Annotated in this window: 21 protein-coding genes; 9 read left to right on the top strand and 12 right to left on the bottom strand. The window is 66.1% G+C overall.

Going from position 1 to position 21,119, the window contains the following annotated elements; translation table 11 throughout:
- The first annotated feature begins 1 nt into the window (after position 1).
- Positions 2–1,186 carry an MAB_1171c family putative transporter gene (locus ACQPZ2_RS08250; protein WP_433525009.1) on the top strand — a complete coding sequence of 395 codons (1,185 nt, stop codon included), beginning with the start codon at positions 2–4 and terminating at the stop codon, positions 1,184–1,186.
- 43 nt (positions 1,187–1,229) lie between these two features.
- Here the strand turns inward: ACQPZ2_RS08250 and ACQPZ2_RS08245 are convergent, their stop codons facing one another.
- Together ACQPZ2_RS08245 and ACQPZ2_RS08240 are read right to left on the bottom strand one after the other, a co-directional pair.
- Positions 1,230–1,523: a DUF488 family protein, N3 subclade gene (locus tag ACQPZ2_RS08245; protein ID WP_433525008.1), complete on the bottom strand. Its 294-nt coding sequence runs from the start codon at positions 1,521–1,523 to the stop codon at positions 1,230–1,232.
- 269 nt (positions 1,524–1,792) lie between these two features.
- Entirely contained in the window at positions 1,793–2,146 is a 354-nt protein-coding gene (locus tag ACQPZ2_RS08240; protein ID WP_433525007.1) for a YybH family protein, read from the bottom strand.
- Positions 2,147–2,208: 62 nt separating this feature from the next.
- Here ACQPZ2_RS08240 and ACQPZ2_RS08235 point away from each other — a divergent pair, with 62 nt between their 5' ends.
- Entirely contained in the window at positions 2,209–3,198 is a 990-nt protein-coding gene (locus tag ACQPZ2_RS08235) for a helix-turn-helix transcriptional regulator (protein WP_433525006.1), read from the top strand.
- A 75-nt stretch (positions 3,199–3,273) separates the two neighbouring features.
- Here ACQPZ2_RS08235 and ACQPZ2_RS08230 read toward each other — a convergent pair whose 3' ends face one another.
- On the bottom strand, positions 3,274–4,260 hold the full coding sequence (locus tag ACQPZ2_RS08230; protein WP_433525005.1) for an AraC family transcriptional regulator: 987 nt from the start codon (positions 4,258–4,260) through the stop codon (positions 3,274–3,276).
- Positions 4,261–4,424: 164 nt separating this feature from the next.
- Between ACQPZ2_RS08230 and ACQPZ2_RS08225 the strand changes: the two genes are divergently transcribed.
- A complete protein-coding gene (locus ACQPZ2_RS08225; protein WP_433525004.1) occupies positions 4,425–5,375 on the top strand; it encodes an alpha/beta hydrolase in 951 nt (316 codons plus the stop codon).
- Between the two features lie 147 nt (positions 5,376–5,522).
- Here ACQPZ2_RS08225 and ACQPZ2_RS08220 read toward each other — a convergent pair whose 3' ends face one another.
- Positions 5,523–7,028, bottom strand: coding sequence for an FAD-dependent monooxygenase (locus tag ACQPZ2_RS08220; protein WP_433525003.1), 1,506 nt, complete (start codon positions 7,026–7,028; stop codon positions 5,523–5,525).
- A gap of 144 nt (positions 7,029–7,172) precedes the next feature.
- Between ACQPZ2_RS08220 and ACQPZ2_RS08215 the strand changes: the two genes are divergently transcribed.
- Positions 7,173–7,928, top strand: a complete 756-nt coding sequence (locus tag ACQPZ2_RS08215) for a TetR/AcrR family transcriptional regulator (RefSeq protein ID WP_433525002.1) — start codon at positions 7,173–7,175, stop codon at positions 7,926–7,928.
- A gap of 84 nt (positions 7,929–8,012) precedes the next feature.
- On the opposite strand, the gene ychF is transcribed toward ACQPZ2_RS08215, so the two are convergent.
- The 3 genes from ychF to ACQPZ2_RS08200 all read right to left on the bottom strand — a co-directional run bounded on the left by ychF (position 8,013) and on the right by ACQPZ2_RS08200 (position 10,952).
- Positions 8,013–9,092 carry a redox-regulated ATPase YchF gene (gene ychF, locus ACQPZ2_RS08210; RefSeq protein WP_433525001.1) on the bottom strand — a complete coding sequence of 360 codons (1,080 nt, stop codon included), beginning with the start codon at positions 9,090–9,092 and terminating at the stop codon, positions 8,013–8,015.
- Positions 9,093–9,326: 234 nt separating this feature from the next.
- A complete protein-coding gene (locus tag ACQPZ2_RS08205) occupies positions 9,327–10,250 on the bottom strand; it encodes a quinone oxidoreductase family protein (protein WP_433525000.1) in 924 nt (307 codons plus the stop codon).
- Positions 10,251–10,376: 126 nt separating this feature from the next.
- Positions 10,377–10,952, bottom strand: coding sequence for a TetR/AcrR family transcriptional regulator (locus tag ACQPZ2_RS08200; protein WP_433524999.1), 576 nt, complete (start codon positions 10,950–10,952; stop codon positions 10,377–10,379).
- 78 nt (positions 10,953–11,030) lie between these two features.
- Here ACQPZ2_RS08200 and ACQPZ2_RS08195 point away from each other — a divergent pair, with 78 nt between their 5' ends.
- The 3 genes from ACQPZ2_RS08195 to ACQPZ2_RS08185 are packed head-to-tail and all read left to right on the top strand — an operon-like array spanning position 11,031 to position 12,980.
- Positions 11,031–11,663: an NAD(P)-dependent oxidoreductase gene (locus tag ACQPZ2_RS08195; protein WP_433524998.1), complete on the top strand. Its 633-nt coding sequence runs from the start codon at positions 11,031–11,033 to the stop codon at positions 11,661–11,663.
- Positions 11,664–11,704: 41 nt separating this feature from the next.
- On the top strand, positions 11,705–12,541 hold the full coding sequence (locus ACQPZ2_RS08190; RefSeq protein ID WP_433524997.1) for a helix-turn-helix domain-containing protein: 837 nt from the start codon (positions 11,705–11,707) through the stop codon (positions 12,539–12,541).
- A gap of 10 nt (positions 12,542–12,551) precedes the next feature.
- Entirely contained in the window at positions 12,552–12,980 is a 429-nt protein-coding gene (locus tag ACQPZ2_RS08185; RefSeq protein WP_433524996.1) for a VOC family protein, read from the top strand.
- Positions 12,981–13,007: 27 nt separating this feature from the next.
- On the opposite strand, the gene ACQPZ2_RS08180 is transcribed toward ACQPZ2_RS08185, so the two are convergent.
- The 3 genes from ACQPZ2_RS08180 to ACQPZ2_RS08170 are packed head-to-tail and all read right to left on the bottom strand — an operon-like array spanning position 13,008 to position 16,125.
- Positions 13,008–13,880 (bottom strand): carbohydrate ABC transporter permease, encoded by an 873-nt coding sequence (locus tag ACQPZ2_RS08180; RefSeq protein ID WP_433527357.1) that lies wholly within the window; start codon positions 13,878–13,880, stop codon positions 13,008–13,010.
- Between the two features lie 29 nt (positions 13,881–13,909).
- Positions 13,910–14,836: a carbohydrate ABC transporter permease gene (locus tag ACQPZ2_RS08175; RefSeq protein ID WP_433524995.1), complete on the bottom strand. Its 927-nt coding sequence runs from the start codon at positions 14,834–14,836 to the stop codon at positions 13,910–13,912.
- Complete coding sequence (locus tag ACQPZ2_RS08170) at positions 14,833–16,125, bottom strand: ABC transporter substrate-binding protein (RefSeq protein ID WP_433524994.1); 1,293 nt, start codon at positions 16,123–16,125, stop codon at positions 14,833–14,835. Before ACQPZ2_RS08170 ends, ACQPZ2_RS08175 begins: the two co-directional genes overlap by 4 nt.
- A 203-nt stretch (positions 16,126–16,328) precedes the next feature.
- On the opposite strand from ACQPZ2_RS08170, the gene ACQPZ2_RS08165 reads away from it, so the two are divergent.
- Complete coding sequence (locus ACQPZ2_RS08165; protein ID WP_433524993.1) at positions 16,329–18,641, top strand: carbon starvation CstA family protein; 2,313 nt, start codon at positions 16,329–16,331, stop codon at positions 18,639–18,641.
- Entirely contained in the window at positions 18,638–18,901 is a 264-nt protein-coding gene (locus tag ACQPZ2_RS08160) for a YbdD/YjiX family protein (protein WP_433524992.1), read from the top strand. Before ACQPZ2_RS08165 ends, ACQPZ2_RS08160 begins: the two co-directional genes overlap by 4 nt.
- A 9-nt stretch (positions 18,902–18,910) precedes the next feature.
- On the opposite strand, the gene ACQPZ2_RS08155 is transcribed toward ACQPZ2_RS08160, so the two are convergent.
- Both ACQPZ2_RS08155 and ACQPZ2_RS08150 read right to left on the bottom strand, forming a co-directional pair.
- Positions 18,911–19,429: a methylated-DNA--[protein]-cysteine S-methyltransferase gene (locus tag ACQPZ2_RS08155; protein WP_433524991.1), complete on the bottom strand. Its 519-nt coding sequence runs from the start codon at positions 19,427–19,429 to the stop codon at positions 18,911–18,913.
- Positions 19,426–21,054, bottom strand: coding sequence for a DNA-3-methyladenine glycosylase 2 family protein (locus tag ACQPZ2_RS08150; protein ID WP_433527356.1), 1,629 nt, complete (start codon positions 21,052–21,054; stop codon positions 19,426–19,428). Before ACQPZ2_RS08150 ends, ACQPZ2_RS08155 begins: the two co-directional genes overlap by 4 nt.
- Between the last annotated feature and the right edge of the window lie 65 nt (positions 21,055–21,119).

Below are 21,119 nucleotides of genomic sequence, written 5' to 3'. Positions count from 1 at the left end.
GATGACCTCCCCGATCCCGGGTCTGATCACCTGGCCCGTCCTGACATGTATGACATTGGTGCTCGCCGGTCGGTGGTGGCTGTTGCGCGACAGCATCGTCGACCGGCTCATCAACCGCGCGCTCGCCGCCGGTCTCTTCGAATACCTGTTGCGGGAGGCATGGTTCCAACAGTCACTGGCCTGGCTACTGCCCGGCCACGACAGCGACGTGGTGAACATCGCCCGACAGCTCTCGCTGGGAGCAACCGTGTTGGCCGTCTCGAACATCTACGGTTTTGTCAAGTTGTGGGCAGGCGCCGATCCCGCCCACACCTGGCGCAGGCAGTGGCGCTATTACCTCGTCACGCTCACCGCCACCGCCGTCATCCTGATCGCAGGGACACCCGCCCGCCACGCCGACCAGTTGATCGACCAAGCCCTCGGCTGGCCGGCTGTCGTGGTCTGGGTCGCGTTCTCCCTGCCGCTCGGCGCTACAGCCCTGCTCGCCGGCCGGGTAAGTGTGCGCGAGATGCGCGCCGCAGGCGCCACCACCTGGCAGGAACGTGCACTGTACACAGCGCTCCTGGCCACCATAGTGGGCCTGGGGGCCATAGCGGTGGTGTTCCCGCTCGAGACCGCCATCAGTGTCATGACAGGCCAACCGTCATTCGATCCCGAGATGCACTGGAAAGCCTGGAGTGGCTTCCTTCTCTCGGCCGTCGGCGCTCCGGCTGTGGTCACGGTGCCGCTGATCAGCACCCTGCTCACCCACACCGGATGGGACCGCACCGGCCGATACTGCCGCCGCCTGCGCCCGATGTGGACCGATCTCACCGCAGCCGTACCCGAAATCGTCCTCGAGATACGGCACGACCACAACCGCCGAACAGACCCCGCCATCCGCCTACACCGCATGACCGTCGAGATCCGCGACAGCCTGCTCCACCTCAAACGCTACAGCCACAACCCCGACAACCTCACCACCACCGAAGGCGACCCACACACCTACGCCCGCCGCATCGCCGAAGCCATCGCCACCAAAACAGCCGGACACCCCCCGAACGCGAGCCGACTCACACCCCGACACCAAATCCACCCGGGCGCACGAGACCTCACCGCCGAACTACGCCAGCTACTCGCACTCGCCAAAGCATGGCCACACGTCCGCAGCCCGACCAAGTCGCCCCGTCAACCTCGAACCACCTGAGGTAATGCGGAGGCCGGGCGACTCCACCGGTGATGGGCATGGCTCAGCCCGGGCGGAGGTTCGTGACCGGCAGGCCGTGCCCGGCGCGCACGCGCGCGGCCACGAGCGAACGGTGGCATGCCTGCGGATCGCGCTCGACGCAGAAGAGGGCGGTCGCCGAGTCGCTCGGAAGTTCGGCCACGAACGCGCCGAGGTCGAACGGATCGAGGATCTCACGGGTGTAGCGCTCGGCGTACTCGGGCGCCAGCGCGATGCGGTTGCGTTTGCCCACGCCCTGCTGGTCGTCCTCGGGGTACTGGAGCAGGCGCAGCTCGGTCGTCGGCGCCAGCTGCTTCACGTGCCGGTAGCCGATGCCTGCCGCGGCAAGCGCACTGCAGCCGCGCCGAGTTCGCCCAGAAGTAGTCGGGGCCCCGAACGCCGCGGCGCTGGCGAAGGTCGAGCAGCAGACCCACGCCTTCGCCGGTGAGCTTTTCGAGGAAGGCTTCGGCGGTGAAGCCGTAGACGCCGATCGTCACGACGCACCGCATCACTGCACCCGGCTGGCTCGGTGGCGTGGCAGGGCGGCGGTGGCTCGGTCACGTCGACCCACCGCCGCACCGTTACGCGCTACGGCACGAGTGCGGGCTGGTCCACGGTCCATAGCCACGACCCGTCGGGCTGGCGTCGGGCGATCTCGACGGTCACCTCGCCGGTGGTCAGCGTGGACGCTGTCAGGGCCAGGTCGCCGCTCACCAGCGCTGGATGCTGCCTCCCCGGCGAGAGCACCGGCGCGGCGGCGACGAACTGCTCGTACACCTTGCGGATCTCCGCATGTCCGGTCGCGAGGTTGCCCGGAGGGAACGCCAGTACGGCGTTCGGCTCGTACAACGCCACCAGCCCGTCGACGTCGCCCGCGTTGGCGCGCTCGATGAAGTACCTGCCCAGGTCGTTCGGGTCAGTGGCCACTTTCTCATGTGTCATGTCGATAAGCCTCCCAACGAATCACGACATCCTGTGTCGTGTATTTCGATAGAGTTTTTCGTATGCGCGCCGACCGGTTGGTCTCACTGGTGCTGCTGCTGCGCAGGCACGGGCGGCTGTCCGCGCCCGCGCTGGCCCGCGAACTGGAGGTATCCACCCGCACCGTGCTGCGCGACATCGAGGCGCTGTCCGCAGCCGGCGTCCCGGTATACGCCGAACGCGGCAGGCATGGTGGTTTCGCATTGTTGCCCGGTTTCCAGACCGAGCTGACCGGACTGAACCACGACGAGGCACTTGCCCTGCTGGTCGCCGGATCACGGCGCGGCGCACAGGCATTCGGCCTCGGCTCGGCACTCACTTCGGCCATGCGCAAGGTGGTCGACGCGCTACCCGAAAGCCATCGGGCCACCGCGGCCGGTGCGGCCCAGCGACTGCTCATCGACCCGGAGACCGACCTCCTCGCACGTCGACTGGTCGATGAAGAGGCGCCCGACGCCGTAGTGACCGAGGTCCGGCGCGCGGTGTTCGCCGGACACAAGCTGCGCATCCACTACGCGGCTGTGGACCAGACCCCGAAGTGGCGCACGGTGGATCCGATCGGCCTGGTCACCGTCCGCGACCAGGTCTATTTGCTGGCCACGAGGTCCGGCGCGGACCGCACCTACCGGCTGTCCCGGGTATTGGCCGCCGTGGAACTCCCCGAACCCGCCCAGCGACCGGACCGGGTCGATCTGGACCGAACCTGGCAGGAACGCAGCACGCGGTTTCGAACCGGCGGCGACCAAGTCACCGTGCTGGTACGGGTGAACCCCGCGGGGCGGGCGGACCTGGTGGGCACCGCGCTGACCGTCCACGCCGAAGCAACCGACGCGGACGGCTGGCTGCGGCTGGAGGTGACCTTCCAAGATCGGAAACACGCCGAATGGGCACTCTGGCAGCTCGCCACGAACGCGGAAGCCCTTGCCCCGCAATGGTTGCGCAACTCCATGCGCAACCGCGCCGCCGCGATCGCCACCAGCTACGGAGCGTCACCGTGCCGAACGTCTATCTAGGAGGTCGCGGTGGCTGAGAGGCTCACCGGCAAGGTCTGTGTCATCAACGGGGCCGCCAGTCTGATCGGCGGGCGATCAGCCGGGGCGACCTACTTCTTTGGTGCGAAATGCGCGTGGTCCCATGCCTTTCCAGCGTCGGAAGGCGTGGGAGAAGCTGGAGACTTCGCGGTATCCGAGCCGCCGGGCGATCTGTTCCGCTGGTAGTCCGCCGGTGATCAGCAGTTCCTCTGCCAGGTGTTCGCGGACCTCGTCCAGCAGGGTTCGGAAGGAAGTTCCTTCGGCGGCGAGTCGGTGTCGCAGCGTCCGGTCGCTCATGTGCAGTTTCGCGGCGACGCCTTCCGCGGTCGGCTGCTGCGGCAGTTCCGCGAGCAGTGCATTGCGCACCTGCCCGGCCAGCCCGGTGCGCGCTCTGCGCCGGGTCAGCAGGTCGCGGCATTGGACTCGGGTGAGCGCGGCGGTATGCGTATCGGCCTGTGGCAACGGCAGGTCCAGCAGAGCGAGATCGAGGACCAACGCGTTCTCCTCGGCCTCGAACTGCACGGGCTGACCGAAGACCGCGTCGTATTCAGCACGAACGGCGGCGACCGGAGCCGGGAAAGCAAACTCTATGCGGCGCAGCGGGACCGCGAACGCGGCCAGTTCCTGACGGAGGGTCTGCAGCGCGCCCGCATCACGCTCGATGAAGAACCTCCGCAGTCCGAGTGGAATGTCCGGCGCAGAAAGGATCAGCCTCGCCTCGCCGCTTTCTGCTCGGGTTTCGATCCGGCAGAAGGAGAACGTCAGGTCCACATAACGCAGTCCGACCTCGATGGCGCTGCGCACCGTTGGGCTGCTGAACAAGGCGAAACCCCAGATGCCGTAAGTCGTCAGCCGATATCGGGTGCCCATCTCCAGCCCCAGCGCCGGTGGGTGCCCCAATGCGTCGAGCAGGTTGCCGACTACGGCCAGCTCCTGTTGCGCGCTCACCTCGGTCTCGGGATCGAGGAGCTGCCGCAGTGCCAGACCCGTCCCGCGCAGGCAGGTTTCCGCGGGCACCTCGCGCTCACCGGCGAGCTCGGTCATCAGCAAGATGCTCGACGGGGTACGGGGCAGGTCCCAGTGCATGTTGCCGAATCTAACAACTCGTCTGCCGCACATCGTCTGTTGCCGCTGATCCGCAGCGGGAATCGTGACAGCCGGACGGAACGGCAGCGGTAGCCACGCCCCGAACATTCGAAGGGAAACACATGCCAACGACCCTGCGCTATTACCGGGACCAGCGGGACTGGCGTGACCTGCAGCAGCGCCTGCGCCTGGCCGACGGCGACACGCCCCAGGAAGAATTCTGGGACTGGCATGGACACAAAATCCACCTCGACCGGTACTCCAACCCCGACGCGCGGGCAAAGGTGATCCTGCACCACGGCGTCGGCACCAACGGCCGTCAGATGACCTTGATCCTGGGCGCGCGACTCGCACGACGCGGCTTCGAAGTGGTCGCGCTCGACAATCTCGGCTATGGGTTGACCCAGGTCAAGCTCGGCACCAACCCGTCCTACGACGACTGGGTCGACTTGGTCGTCGACTTCATCGCGCATGAGCGCACGCGTGACCGGCGCCCGATAGTGCTCTACGGCCTCAGCGCCGGCGGCATGCTCGCCTACCACGTCGCGGCCAAGACTCCCAAGGGCAGTCTCTGCGGCATCGTCGGCATGACCTTCCTCGACCAGCGGATCCAGCAGGTCCGAGATGAAACAGCGCGCGACCTGCTAACCGCGCGGCTGGGTGTGCCGATCATCTCGGTGCTCGCCAAAACCGCAGTCGCACAAGCCAAAATGCCGATGAGTCTCGCCGCGAAGATGAACGCGCTGGCCAACAACCGCGAGGCGATGAGGAAGGTCCTGCTCGAGGACCGCACCGCGGCAGCCAACTGGGTATCGGTGCGCTTTCTCGACCGATACGGGAACTACGCCCCGGCCGTCGAGCCCGAGGACTTCGACGCCTGCCCGATCCTATTGACCCAACCCGTCGCAGACCGATGGACGCCCCTGCATCTGAGCGAACTCGTCCTATCGCGCATCACCAAAGTTCCCGTCACCACCGTGCTACTCGACAACGCCGGTCACCTACCACTGGAAGACCCCGGCCTGCAGCAGATGGAAGACGCCATCGCCGAATTCGTGACACTGCAGTCCTGACAGAAGACCCGGGTCGGGCAGTCCCAGCCGACCGATTTCTTCGCAGAAGCTGAAACGCTATACATTGAAAAGGAATTCGACCCGCCGCCAGCTCGCGCCGCCCGCAGCGACCGACGCGAACGGCGGAGGACCGCCACACGTTCGCGGTCACATCGCGGGCACCTGGGCGGCGGAGGTGAACCAGCGGAACGCGGCGCGGGTGAGTTCTGCCGGGTCGGGGCGCTCGTCACAGGCCCAGGCGACCACGCCGTCCGGACGGACGAGCACGGCCGCGAGGCCCAGCCGTTCACGCACGTCGCCGGGGACGTACTTCAGGTCCCTCCACAGTGCGCCGGCCTGTGCGAGCTCGCCGTCGAAGTCGAGGAGCAGACCCTGCCCGTCCCGGAGCAATTCGGCGACACGGGTGCCGTCGAGCAGCTCGAAGTCGGGAACGCTGCGGCCGATCAGCGGATGCGCTCCACCGAGGTCGTAGCGCAGCGCGGCGTTCCACATTCGCTCGGCGAAATACGTTGCGCCGGAGGGTGTTCCGATGAGGTCGCTGATGATGGAGCCCATCGCGAGCGATTGCGGAGCGGGCAGCATGATCGCGGTCTGCGCGCGGGACCATTCCAGGACCTGCGCGCCGACCGGATGCCGTTCGTCCTGATAGGTGTCGAGGAGACCTTCGGGCGCCTCGCCGCGGATGGTGGCGGCGAGTTTCCAGCCCAGATTCATGGCGTCGCCCAGGCCCGCGTTGAGACCCTGCGCGCCGAGTGGGGAGTGGATATGGGCGGCGTCTCCGGCGAGGAGCACGCGCCCGTCGCGGTAGGTAGTCGCCTGCTGGGCGCGGTCGGTCCAGGTGGTAGCGAGGCGAAGGGCGGTCAGGGTGACATCGGTCTGGGAGACGCGGCGCAGGACCTCCTGGATGTGTTCGAGGGTGAGCGGTGCGGTGCGGTGGGCCGCGCCGCCGTCGAACTCGAGCATCGCGATCATGCCGGGGTCGGGCTGGAGGTAGAAGCCGGTCGAGGTGATGGTGCGTTCCTGGCGGATCGCCTCGGGATCGGCGATCTCGACCTCGGCCATGTAGCCGGTGAAAAGCGGTTCGCTGCCCGCGAAGTCGAAGCCGCCCTGCTTTCGGACGGTGCTGCGGCCGCCGTCGCACCCCACCAGCCAGCGACCGCGCACGGATTCCGCGCCGATGCGCACGGTCACTCCGTTCTCGGTCTGGCCGAAGTCGTCGACACCGTGGCCACGCCGGATCTCGGCACCCAGGCTGCGGGCACGATCGGTCAACACCGCCTCGATCTGCTTCATCTCCGCGGCCATGTTGGTGTCGGCCGGGCTGGGCAGCCGATACTGCCACCGGGAGGTCTCGATATTGCTGTCCTCGAACTCGATACCGGCGAAGTGACCGGCACGACGGCGGGGCGCGCCGTCCTCGCCGACAGCCAGATGCGTTGTGCCACCGGCGATGTCGTCGAGCAACCCGCGGCGGTAGAACGTCTCGGCAGTCGGGACCGTGATGCCGCGCATGCCGAAGGGAAGCTCCTTGAGCGGCGAGTACGGGTCTTCGGCTCGCTCGAGCACCAGGACCGAGCAGTCGGCAAGGCGTAGTTCGCAGGCCAAGAGCAGTCCGACGGGGCCCGCTCCGGCAATGATGACGTCGTAAAGCACTGCGGCACATCCTTTGTCGTGATGTCGAAGTGGTGGGCGGAGACCGTCATCGTGCGGCGGGACCACCGTTTACGAACTTAGTTCGTTATTGACGAACTAAGTTCTACTCGTCGAACTAAGTTCGTGTCAACTATGCTCGGTCCCATGCCAGTGGATCCGAAACAACGTCGTGCCGCCCGGCACGCTCAGCCGACCACCTCCCCGGCGCAGCCGTCACGCCGGAAGGCGCCGATCACGGTCGACCGGATCACCGACGCGGCCCTCGAGGTCGTCGCCACCCAGGGATACGACGCCCTGACCATGCGCAGTGTCGCCGCAGTCCTCGACACGGGCCCCGCCTCGCTGTACGCGCACGTCGTCAACAAGGCCGACATCGACGAGCTGATCATCGGCCGCCTCTGCACCCGACTGGTGCTACCCGAACCCGACCCGGCAGCCTGGCGCGTGCAGATCCGCGACGTCTGCGCCCAGATGCGCGACCAGTACCTGAAATACCCTGGCATCTCCCGCGCCGCCCTGGCCATGGCCTCCACCAACCTCGACGTGATGCGCGTCAGCGAAGGAATGCTCGCCATCCTGCTCGCGGGCGACATCGAACCCCAAACCGCGGCCTGGGCGATGGACGCCCTCGGTCTCTACGTCGCCGCCTACACCCTGGAGATCTCCCTCGTCGCCCAGCGGCAAAGCAAATCCGACGACACCTGGGTCATAGGCCGCGACGAGCTCGTGACCCGCTTCACCGCCCTCCCCGCCGACCAATTCCCCCAAACCAAACGCTATGCGGCTGAACTGACCGCCGGCACAGGCTACCAACGCTTCGACTTCGCCCTCGACCTGATCCTCGACAACCTCGACCAGCGCGCGCCCACTATCGCGACTCCGGCCGACGACTCGCACTGACCGAACCGGTTAGCCCGTCGAGACGGATAACCAACCGGCCGCGTGTGGGCGGCGATTCAGCTCTCGCGTTACTTCTTCCAGACGCTATACGTTGAAACGGAATTCGACGACGTCGCCATCCGTCATGACGTAGTCCTTGCCTTCCATGCGGACCTTGCCCGCCGCCTTGGCTGCTGCCATGGAGCCTGCTGCGATGAGGTCGTCGTAGGCGACTACTTCGGCCTTGATGAAGCCGCGTTCGAAGTCGGTGTGGATTACGCCTGCGGCCTTGGGGGCGGTGTCGCCCTGGTGGATTGTCCAGGCGCGGGCCTCTTTTGGACCGGCGGTGAGGTAGGTCTGCAGGCCGAGGGTGTGGAAGCCGGTGCGGGCCAGGGCGTGCAGGCCAGGTTCGGACTGGCCGATCGACTCCAACAACTCCAGGGCGGACTCGTCGTCGAGTTCGAGGAGTTCGGCTTCCACCTTGGCGTCGAGGAAGACCGAATCCGCCGGTGCGACAGCGGCTTTCAGCTCGGTCACCTTGGCCTCGTCGGTGAGCACCGACTCGTCGGCATTGAAGACGTAGAGGAACGGCTTGGTGGTGAGCAGCGAAAGTTCCTTCAGCAGTTCGCCATCCAGCTGGTCACGCGCGGAGAAAAGGGTTTTGCCGCTGTCGAGGACCTCCTGGGCGGCCTTGGCCGCGTCGAGCAGCGGCTTGCGGTCCTTTTTGACCTTGGCTTCCTTTTCGAGGCGCGGGATGGCCTTCTCCAGCGTCTGCATATCGGCGATGATCAGCTCGGTTTCGATCACCTCGATATCGGCGAGCGGGTCGACGCGCCCGTCGACGTGCACCACATCATCGTCGGCGAAGACCCGCACCACCTGACAGATGGCATCGGCCTCGCGGATATTGGCGAGGAACTTATTGCCGAGTCCGGCACCCTCGGATGCGCCCTTCACGATGCCCGCGATGTCGACGAACGACACCGTGGCGGGCAGGATGCGCTGGGAGCCGAAGATCTCGGCCAGCTTGTCCAGCCGCGCGTCGGGCAGCGGAACCACCCCGACGTTCGGCTCGATGGTCGCGAACGGATAGTTCGCGGCCAGCACGTCGTTCTTGGTCAGCGCATTGAACAGCGTCGACTTTCCGACGTTGGGCAGGCCGACGATTCCGAGGGTGAGACTCACGCGGCTACCTCGCTTCGCTCGGCAGCCGCGTACGTCTCAGACGCTGTGTTGGATGGTTCGCTCGCACACTCGCTCACGAGGAACAGAGTCTACGCGGCAGGACGTAGACCTTCGGCAGCGGCCGAGCGAGCCGATTGCCGTAGCGCATGTTCACCGACAACACGGCGGACTTCGCAGGACTCGAGGATCTGGTGACGCTCTCGCCCGTTACGCACCCCGACGCACGCTGACGGGTCAGGGAATCAGGATGACCTTGCCGAGGTTTGAGCGGTTCTCGATGACGGCGTGGGCCTCGGCGGCGTCTTCCAGCGCGAATTCCGCGTGGACGACGGGGCGGAGTAGGCCGGATGCGAAGTATTGCCAGAGTTCTTGGCGCCAGTGTTCGTACAGGTCCGGGGAGTTGCGGGCGATGCGGGCCATTTGGAAGCCGACAACTGATTTCGCACCGACGAGCAGGTCGTAGGCCTGGATGGTGCCGCCGCCGGAGCTGTATGCGACGAGTCGGCCGCCGGGGGCCAGGGCCGCGATGGCCGGAGTGAGGAGGTCGCCGCCCACGGCGTCGAGGACGTAGTCGACGGGCTCGCCCCAGGATTCCTCGTCGTAGGCGACGACTTCGTCAGCACCGAGACCGCGCAGGAAGTCGGCCTTGGCGAGGTCGGAGACCGCCGCCACCACGCGCGCGGCCCCGCGCACCCGCGCCAATTGCAGGGCAAGGTGGCCGACACCACTGGCGGCGGCCGTGATCAGCGCAGACTCGTCCGGCCTTGGATTCGCGGCATCGAGCGCACCGAGTGCGACCAAACCGCTGCGGACCAGCCCGACCGCATCGACGGCCGAGGCGCCGTCGGGAATCGGCGAGGCCATCGCGGCAGAGAGCAGCGCGTAGTCGGCATAACCGTGGCCGAAGACCAGACCGGTGACGCGGTAGCCGGGCATACAACTGGTCACGCCCTCACCGACGGCGACCACCTCGCCCGCAACCTCGCCACCCAGCGCGATCGGCTCCCGCGGCTCACGCACCTTGCGAACCACCGGCAGTGTCACACCAACCGCGTCGACCCGGACCAGCAGTTCCCCGGGGCCCGGCGTCGGCACCTCGGCCGACACCACCTCGAGTACCTCCGGACCACCGCTGCGCTGGTATTGCACCCGCCGCATCACACCTCCAAAATCCTTAGGAGGGGTAAAGGTAGCCCGACGCTGCGACAACCCCCACCTATTTACCGCGCCGAGTGCGAAATCTCACCGCCGTGGCAGTCCAGGTGCGAGGCGCTGCTCGTCGGATCATCCGAGACCGTGCACGAGCGTCCGAGCCAGGCTGTCGGCGAACTCGTCCGGGGCGGCAGTCGCATCAGGCCCCTCCTCGTAGAACCGCAGAAAGGCCTGGTGGAAGCAGGTGCCGTCGAGGAGCGCAGCCGCGGTTTCGACATCGGCTTCGGGACCGAGTCGGCCGAGTTGCTGTTCGCCCCTCAGATAAGCAGCGATTCCGGCGATGCCGTGGCCGGGACCCGCACCGTGCCGACGCATCGAATCACGATGTGCCGCCATGCGTTTGGGTTGTGCGAGCAGTCCGCCGAGGAGGGGCAGGGACTGCTGGTAGAAGGCCAGTGCGGCACGGGCGAGGGCGGCGAGGTTTGCTTCGATAGTGGCCGAACCCGGTTCGGGTCGAGGCACGGCGGGTCCGGGCATGCGGTGTCGGAGGACGTTCAGGATCAGGTCCTCTTTATCGCTGAAGTGCTTATAGAGCGCGGCCTCGGAGTAGCCCGCCGTCTTGGCGATCTCCTTGGTCGTCGCCTCGACGACGCCACGGTTGCGCATGATTTCCGCCGCGGCGTCGAGAATCTGGTCACGCGTGCCCATGCGGCCTCCCGGTTGACAGGTTAGTAAGTACTCACCCATCCTAGGTTAGTAAACACTCACCAACCTGGAGGGATCTACATGCGACTCACGATCTTCGGAGCGACCGGCCGCACCGGCGGACACCTCGTGCGCCAGGCACTCGCCGCCGAACATGAGGTGACCGCCGTTGTGCGCGGTCGGCACCCACTCGCGGATCACCCACAACTGCGCGTGATCAAGGCCGACGTCATGAATCCCGATGACATCGAGACGGCCATCCGAAGCGCCGATGTCGTGTTCGACACCATCGGGTCACGGGACACGGGCCCGACGACGGTCGCCACCGATGCCGCACTCGCCATAACCGCGGCCATGGCATCGGTGGGCGTGCTACGACTGATTCTGATCAGCAATAGCGCCAGAATCGCTGGGCCGGGCGACGATTGGTGCACCCGCTTCGTGGTGAAGCCGCTCATTCTGCGTCCGTTGCTGCGGCACAGCCTCGACGATATGGCCGCTGCCGAGCAGGTGACGCGGGACACCGAACTGGATTGGACCATCGTGCGAGCACCGCAGCTCACCGACGGTCCGGCGAAGGGTTCCTACCGAACCGCGGTCGATCGCAACGTGACATTCGGCATCCGCATCAGCCGCGCGGACCTGGCCACCTGCCTGATCGACCTGGCGGCGGATCCGCAGTCGATCCACCACCACATCAACGTCGCCGACTGACTCGCCTTGCGATAGCCGATCGGCGGCGTAGCGTTCCGGGTATGAAGCCGACCACCGAAGTGGTGACGGCACGTCCGGCACCTGCGCTCGCGGCGTTCATCGATGGGTACCTCGGGTATCGACTGAGCGGGTTCGCGCCCGGGTTGCATCGGGGGCTGCCGTCGCGGCATATGACGTTCATCGTGTCGATCGGACCGAGTATCGACGTTGTGACGCAGACGGATTCACGGCAGTCGCCGGAGGACTACCGGTGTGTGCTGAGTGGGTTGCAGGCAAGTTCGGCGGTTATCTCGCACAACGGTTATCAGGAGGGGATCGGGATCGAGTTGACGCCACTCGGGAGCCGGGCACTGTTCGGGATGCCCGCGAGTGCGCTGTGGAACACCTCGGTGGAATGTGCCGAGGTGGCAGGGCCGGTCGGGCGACAGCTGTGGGAGGAATTGCAGGAGCTGTCGTCCTGGCCGGAGCGGTTCGCCGCCTGCGATCGGGTATTGACCAGACTGGCCTGTCACGATCGCCTGGTGGCGCCCCAATTGACTTGGGCCTGGCGCACTTTGGTCGAATCCAATGGTGCGGCGCAGATCGGCCCGCTCGCCGGGGAGATCGGTTGGAGCCGTCAACATCTGGCCCGACGCTTCGGCGCCGAGTTCGGGCTCGGTCCCAAACTCGCCGCTCGGATCGCCCGCTTCGAACGCGCCAGGCGGATGATCGGACACACGCCGTCCTATGTGACGATCGCGCAGGTGGCTGCGACCTGCGGATATTACGACCAGGCCCACCTCGACCGCGACTTCGCGGAACTCGCCGGTTGCAGCCCGACCGCATGGCTCGCGGAGGAGATTCCATCTGTACAAGACCCGGAGGGGTCCGGCGGGTGAGGCTGGATCCATGACAACACCAACGGATTCACCGCAGACCACGGCAACTCGCACCGCCGTATGGCCGTGCCTCAATTTCACCGACGCTCGCGCGGCAGTGGCCTTCCTGACCAGTACATTCGGCTTCGAGGAAGTCGCGCTCTACGCGCGGGAGGACGATCCGTCGTTCATCGAGCACGGTCAGTTGCGCTGGCCGCTCGGCGGCGGAATCATGTTCAGTTCGATCGGCAAGGGCGACAACCCGTTCTGTGAGCGCGGGCCGGGCACCGATTCGATCTACCTCGTCTGCGAGCAACCCGACGCCCTGCACGACCGTGCGGTCGCGGCGGGCGCGGAGGTGGTGCGCGGCCTGCGCGATGAGGACTACGGTTCGCGCGGCTTCACCGTCCGTGATCCGGAGGGCAACCTCTGGAGCTTCGGCACCTATTGGGGCGAGTGACAACGACGGCCGCCACCAGCGCGGCCGTCAACGCCCGCCCAGACCCGATGCCGCGATACCGCGCACGAACGCCCGCTGCGCGATCGCGTAGACGACCACCAGCGGCAGCAGGATGACCACCGCCGCGGCCATGAGAATCGGCCATTGCGTGTGGTACTGACCTTGCAGCCGCACCAAACCCAAGGTGGCGGTGGCGATGTCGTTGCGCTGGATCATGATCAGCGGCCACAGGAAGTCGTTCCAGACCGTGATCCAGGTCAGCACCCCCAGCACCATGAGCCCAGGACGAGTGTGCGGCAACAAGACTCGCCAGAACACCTGCCAGGTGGTGCATCCGTCGACGATCGCCGCCTCCTCGAGTTCGGCGGGCAAGGTTCGGAAGAACTGGCGCATCAGATAGGTGCCGAATGCGCTGCCGAACAGGCCGGGGACGATCATCGCCCACGGCGTGTCCACCCAGCCGAAGGCGCGCATGATCAGGAATTGCGGAATCACGGTAACCGTCAACGGCACCATCAGTGTGCCGAGGTAGGCGAGGAAAAGTACATCGCGTCCGCGAAATCGCAAGCGCGCGAACGCATATCCGGCCAGCGAACAGAAGAAGACCTGCCCCGCCGTGACACACAACGCATAGAACGCGGTGTTGAGCAGCATCCGCCCCAGCGGCAGCAGGTCGAAGACCTTCCCGTAGTTGGACCACTGCGGACGCGCGGGGACCAGTGTCGGCTCGGTGATCTCGCCGTCGCGCTTCAGCGAACCCGACAATGCCCACAGAATCGGGAACAGCGCACACCAGGCGACACCGACGAGCGCCACATAGATCAGGACGCCGCGCAGCGTCCGGCGCAGAATGGCCCGCTCCACCCGGCCGGTACTGTGCGCCCGCACACCGATCCGCATCGGAAGCGACCGAACCGCCTCGTACGCATTCACAACTCCACCTCCGCCCGGCGCGCGAACCGCAGCTGCAATAGCGTCAGCACCAGCAGAATCGCGAAGATCACCCAGGCCAGCGCCGCCGCATAGCCGACCTCGTAGAACCCGAAGGCGTTCTGGAACAACATGATTCCGAGCAGATAGGTCCCGGTCTCCGGGCCGCCGTTGCCGCCGGTCAAGGCATAGGCCTGATCGAAGGCCTGCACCGAGTTGATGATGGTGATGACGAAGACGAACGACAGTGGCCCGCGAATCAACGGCAGTGTCACCGACCAGAAGCGCCGCAGCGCTCCCGCGCCATCGATGCGCGCCGCCTCGTACAGCGTCTCGGGCACGCCCTGCATCGCTGCCAGCAGGATGACCGTCGCGAAAGGCACACTCTTCCATACGGTCACGATGCTCAGCGAGACCAGCGCCCAATCCGGGTCGGTCAACCACGGCACCGGATCGATGCCGACCCAGCCGAGCATGATGTTGAGCAGCCCGTCATCGGTGGTGAAGATGAAGCGCCACACCACCGCCATGGCCACGGTCGAGGCGACCAGTGGGAGGAACGCTATGGTTCGAAAGATGCCGATACCGGCCAACTTTCGATTGAGCACCGCCGCAACCGCGAGCCCGATCACCACCGTCGGCACCAGCGTCAACAGCGTGAACACCGCGGTATTGCGCAATGCGATGAGGAACAACGGATCCGACACGAACAGCCGCCGATAGTTCGATATCCCCACGAACCGTGGCGCACTGAACAAGTCCCACGAGTGCAGACTCAGATACAACGAAACTCCGAGCGGAAGCAGCAAGAACACCAGCACCGCCGCCAGATTCGGCGCCACGAAGACCCAGCCCGCCCGCTCACGCCGCCGCGCAAGCCGCCCCTGCTCGTGTGGCGCACGCATCCTGCTGCCGATCAGTTTCATGAGGATTCCAGAAGGGTATTGATATCGGCGGTCAGGGACGCGCTCACCGATTCAGCGGTTGCGGCACCGCGTAACACCCGGTTGCCGCCGCGCTCGAGCAGCGCGGAAACCTTGCCCCACACAGGAGTAACCGGCAGCGCCCGCGAATTCTCCGGCCCCTCCGTGAACACCTCGAGGTTGCGTATCTCGCGATGCGCGTCCGCGAATCCGGCAGAGCCCATTGCGGATTTCAGCACCGGCACGAAGAGTCCGGAGGCGGCGATAATGGCCTGCCCCACCGGCCCGGTCGCGAATTTGACGAATTCCCAGGCTTGTTCGATGCGCGGACTATCCGCCGCAATCGACAAACCCGTGCTCCCCACATCCGTGATCGCCCCCGGGCCACCATGTGGCCCGACCGGCAACACCGTGACATCGATGGGCAGACCATCCTGTCCGGCGAACTCGGAATACAGCCAATGCCCACCCATCGCCATGGCCGCCCGCCCACGACGGAACAGGTCCGGTGCCGAAACCGATTGCTGGTCGGAAACTTTCGGCGCAACTCGGTGGCGAACCGCGAGATCGGCATAGAACTGAAACCCCTCGGCGAACCGTGGATCACCGAGATTGGTCCTGGTCGGATCCACCGACGGCGAGAACCACTCCGCCCCATTGTTCATACCGAAACACGCGGCCGAGAAATACGGCACCCAGGCGTCGGCAAAGCCCCACTGCCGGTTCCGCCCGGATGACTCATGCCGCGTGAGCGCCCTTGCCGCATCGAGGAATTCGGTGAAGGACCAGGCCTCCCGCCACCGGGTCGGCGCGGTCACTCCGGCTTCGGCGAACAACTCCCGGTTGTAGTAGAGAAACACCCCCGACCACTGTTCCGGCAGCGCGTACTGCCCACCGCCATAGGTGAAGGTGTCGTAGAGCGCCGGATAACTGTCGGCGCGCAGTGCGGCAGCGTATTCGGGCTCCCGATCGAGCAGCGTGCGCAGATCCAGCAGCACCCCGCGCTCGGCGAGTCCGGCATAGAGCAACTCCCACGCCATCATGACGTCGGGACATTTGCCGCCCGCACAGTAGGTCAGCATCTGCTGCAGCGGATCCGGCCCGGACATGACGGTGCGAATCCGGATCTCCGGATGCCGCCGCTGGAACTCGTCGATGATCTTCAGCCGGACCCGCGCCTCCTCCGGCCTGGCCTGAAAGAAGAAGGTCAGCGCGTCGTCATCGGATCCGCAGCCGGTGGTGGCGAGCAGCGGCGCGGCCAGCACCGAGCCGAGCAGCGTGCGCCTGCGCAACGAGGCCCTCCTCCAGGCGGGTGTGGAGCTTGGCGGAATCGCATGGCAGCATACGTTCGGCAACACCGACGTGATGGCCGACACACGAACAAAACTTAACGTTGTCCAAAGCCGATCGGAAACGAGCCCGATCGACATCATCGATCGGATACGTTGTCAGATGTTTGAGCAGGATCCTGCGCGTTTTTCAGGAGAGTAAGCGGATGGCGACAATCGAATATTTGCGGACGGATCCCGATCTGCCGCCCGTCGGGGTGGTCGATCACTCCCCGATCACGCCACGGAAGAAGGCGATCTTCGGGGCGATCGCGGTCGTCGGAGCGATAGCCTGGGCCGTCCTCGCCATCTCCCGCGGTGAGAACGTGAACGCGGTGTGGATCGTGGTCGCGGCGATCTGTACTTACGTGACCGCCTACCAGTTCTATTCCAGGCTGATCGAATACCGGATCACCAAGCCGCGCGACGATGTGGCCACCCCCGCTGAGGAATTGGAGAACGGCAAGGACTACATGCCGATGGACCGGCGGGTGCTCTTCGGGCACCACTTCGCCGCCATCGCGGGCGCCGGTCCACTGGTCGGACCGGTGCTGGCCGCGCAGATGGGTTATCTGCCGGGCACGATCTGGATCATCGTCGGCGTCGTCCTCGCTGGCGCGGTGCAGGACTACCTGGTGCTGTGGGCCTCTTCGAAGCGTCGTGGACGCAGTCTCGGGCAGATGGCCCGCGACGAACTCGGGCCGATCGGCGGTGTCGCCGCGATCGTCGCCGTGCTGGTGATCATGATGATCCTGCTCGCGGTGCTCGGCATCGTGGTCGTGCAGGCGCTGGCCGCGGTCAAGGGTCCGGACGGCGCATTGCACGGCGGCAGTCCGTGGGGTGTGTTCTCCATCGGCATGACCATCCCGATCGCCCTGTTCATGGGCCTGTACCTGCGCTTCGTGCGGCCGGGGCGGGTCGGTGAGGTATCGGTCATCGGCTTCGCACTGCTGCTGTTCGTGATCATCTCCGGCCGTTGGGTTTCCGAATCCGGTTGGGGTCGTGACCTGTTCACGCTGTCCGGCACCACCATCGCCTGGCTGCTGATCGTCTACGGTTTCATCGCCTCGGTACTGCCGGTGTGGTTGCTGCTCGCACCGCGCGATTACCTGTCGACGTTCATGAAGATCGGCACCATCGGCCTGCTCGCACTCGGCATCGTGTTCACCATGCCGGTGCTGAAGGCGCCCGCGGTGTCGCAGTTCGCGCACAACAGCAACGGTCCGTCCTTCGCGGGCAGCCTGTTCCCATTCCTTTTCATCACCATCGCATGTGGTGCGCTGTCCGGATTCCACGCCCTGGTCTCCTCCGGCACCACGCCCAAGCTGCTGGAGAAGCAGTCGCATGCGCGGATGATCGGCTACGGCGGCATGCTGATGGAGTCGTTCGTCGCGGTCATGGCGATGATCACCGCGAGCATCATCGACCAGCACCTGTACTTCGCCATGAACGCGGGCGCGGGTCTCACCGGCGGTACCGCCGAAAAGGCCGCCGCGTACACCAATTCCCTTGGTCTGAGCGGTGATCCGATCACCGCGGGTGAGTTGACCCAGACCGCCAAGGATGTCGGCGAGACCAGCGTCATCTCGCGCACCGGTGGCGCGCCGACGCTGGCGATCGGTATGTCCCAGGTGATGTCCGGATTCATCGGCGGCTCCGGGCTCAAGGCGTTCTGGTACCACTTCGCGATCATGTTCGAGGCGCTGTTCATCCTCACCACCATCGACGCCGGAACCCGCGTCGCGCGTTTCATGCTTTCGGATTCGCTCGGAAATCTGGGCGGTCCGGCGAAGAAGTTCAAGGATCCGTCGTGGCGGCCCGGTGCGTGGCTGTGCTCGGCCATTGTGGTCGCGGCCTGGGGTTCGGTGCTGCTGATGGGTGTCACCGATCCGCTCGGCGGCATCTACACGCTCTACCCGCTGTTCGGCATCTCCAACCAGTTGCTGGCCGCGATCGCACTCACCGTCGTGCTGACCATTCTGATCAAGAAGGGCCTGGTGAAGTGGGCGTGGATTCCCGCGCTGCCGCTGATCTGGGATCTGATCGTGACGATGACGGCGTCTTGGCAGAAGATCTTCTCCGCCGATCCGAAGATCGGCTACTGGAAGCAGCACGATAACTACAGTGCCGCCCGCGATGCCGGAAAGTTGTTGGCACCGGCCAAGACTGCCGACGATATGGACAAGGTCGTGCGCAACACGTTCATCCAGGGCACGTTGTCGATCATCTTCGCGGTGTTGGTGTTGGTCGTCGCGGTGGTCGGTGTGGTGGTCTGCTTCCGTGCCTGGCGGGCGGGCGGCGGACCGAGCAGTGAGACGCCGGACGAACCGTCGAAGATCTTCGCACCGCGCGGCTTCATCGCCACCGCGGAAGAGAAAGCGGTGCAGAAGGAATGGGATGCCCTGATCGAATCGGGGCAGGTCCGGGCACCTGGCGCCGCCCATACCAAGGGCGCGACGGTGGAAACACCAGCACATTGACCGCAGCAGCGCAGCCGAATGACGGCCGGTCACCTCGACCGGCCGTCATTCGGCGTCTGCGGGTGGCCGGAAGTGCCGGTGCGGCAAGGGTTCGCGCATTCGCTTCATGGTTCAACGCGGTGCTCGGCGGCCAGGATTACCGGCGCTATGCGGACCATCTGCAGCGCAGACATCCCGGTTGCGAGATTCCGTCGGAGCGCGAGTATTGGCGGCGTCGGCACGCGGATGCGGATACCAATCCGCAGAATCGGTGCTGCTGAACGATCCGACTATTCGACGGTCAACTGAGCGTCGCCACGCTCGTGATCCAGCAGCCAGCGCTTGATCGGCAGCCCCCAACGGAAGCCGCCGAGTGCTCCCCCGATGCGCAGAACCCGGTGGCACGGCACGAAAAGTGCCGCGGCATTGCGGGCGCAGGCATTGGCGGCCGCACGGGTGGCGTCGGGACGACCGGAGATGGCGGCGTATTCGGTATAGGTGACCGGATCGCCCGCCGGGATTTTGCGCAGCACTTCCCAGGCGTGCATGAGAAATTCGCCGGATTGCTGACGCACCTCGATCGCGTCGATCGCGGTCAACTCGCCGCGATGGTAGGCGGTGACCGCGCGGGTCACCTCGCCGAGGTCGGCATGCCCGCGTAGCTCGCTGGGCCGCAGACTCGGGTGGATCAACTGCCGCAAGTTCTCGGCGTCGTCGGTCCAGCCGGAGGCGAGCACGGCACCGTCCGCATCGACAAGTGCGGTGAACGGGCCGATCGGAGTGTCGGAGGTCGCGAAATCGGTTGTCACGATCGGGTTGTCGCTTTCGGTGTGGCGACGGCTTTCATCGCGGTAGCTTTGGGCGGTGTGGCCTTGCGACCGGCGAGCGCGGCCTTCCATAGGTGCATGGATAGATACGAACGCCACGGGGCCCAGCGCGCGGTATCGGTGAGATCGGTGCCGAGGATGGTGGCGCCTTGGCGGACAACGAGATCGGTGTCGAGCAGCACATCCGGATCGGCGAGCAGTCGCATGGTCACATAGTCGGCGGTCCACGGTCCGACGCCTTCCAGTGCCAGCAGGTCGCGGCGCAGATCGGTAGCGGTGCGGCCCTGGTGCAGCACCAGATCGCCGGAGGCGAGAGCCGAGGCCGCGCCGATAATCGAGCGGATCCGCCGCGCCGGGCCGGTCAATACCTCGGCCCCGCGTTCGGCGATCGCGGCCGGTGTCGGGAACAGCCGTGCGACCGGTCCGTCGATCGGCTCGCCGAGCGCCTCGACCAGTCGAGCGGTGTGGGTCGCGGCGGCCGACACCGAAATCTGCTGACCGATCATGGTGCGCAGCAATAACTCTGGACCATCGAGCGCGCCGGGCACCCGGATACCGGGAGTGAACGGCGGGCGGGCTCGGCCACGGCGGACGGTGGCCGCACCGACATTGAAGGGATGGTCCGCCGGTGCCGCACCGGCGTCCGGGAGATCTCGTCCGGACGCCTCGATGACGTCGGTATCGGCGGGCACCACGCCGAGCGCCTCATCGATGCCGACCGGGTCCGCGTCCAGGTCCAGCAGATGCCGTAGCCGTGCAACGGTCGGTGCGAGATCACGCATATCGTGCAGGGACAGTTCGGCGCGCACGTGATCACGTTGGAAACTCAGCCGCGTGGTCGCATGTCCGTGCGGGGTGCGCAGGCTCCGGGTGTAGGCACGCTCCTCCCACAGCTCCATGCCCGGCACGACGTGTGAGGAGAGGAACCATTCGAGCCAGCCGCGGTCCAGCGGCTCCCGGAAAGGCAGCCGCAGCGTCAGCGATCCGTTGGTGGCGGGCACCAGGTGGCTGCCGGAGCGGGTCACCCGCTGCGCCTCGATGCGCATGGTGGTCGGACTGACCGCGAATACCTCGCGGACGGTGTCGTTGAACTGGCGAATGCTGGCGAATCCGGCCGCGAAGGCGATATCGGACATCGGCATATTGGTGGTCTGGATCAGCAGCCGAGCGGTGTGCGCACGATGCGCCCTGGCCAGGGCCAGCGGACCGGCGCCCAGTTCGGTGGTGAGCACCCGGGTCACCTGGCGCTGCGAATAGCCCAGCGTGGCGGCCAGTGCGGGCACTCCGCCGCGCTCGATGACGCCGTCGCCGATGAGCCGCATCGCCCGTGCGGCCAGATCGGCGCGGGTATTCCACAGCGGCGAGCCGGGGGCGGCATCGGGCAGGCAGCGGCGGCAGGCCCGGTATCCGGCCTGCTGCGCCGCGGCGGCCGTCGGCAGGAATGTCACATTCGTGGGCTTCGGCGTAATCGCTGGGCAGGAAGGGCGGCAATAGATTCCGGTCGTTCGCACCGCGGTGAAGAACTGGCCGTCGAATCGGGAGTCCCGGGTCGATACCGCCCGATAGCAGCGTTCGAAATCCAAAGCCGTGATCGTCACCCAATCCACAATGGCAGCAACCCGCACCGGACGCTAGCGGAAATCCGCCACAAACCCCTGTGACACGTGTGGAC

The organism is Nocardia pseudovaccinii (assembly GCF_050942345.1).
In the GTDB taxonomy this organism is placed as follows: domain Bacteria; phylum Actinomycetota; class Actinomycetes; order Mycobacteriales; family Mycobacteriaceae; genus Nocardia; species Nocardia pseudovaccinii.
The sequence above is the reverse complement of the archived record's forward strand: the minus strand, read 5'-3'. Positions and strand labels throughout refer to the sequence as shown.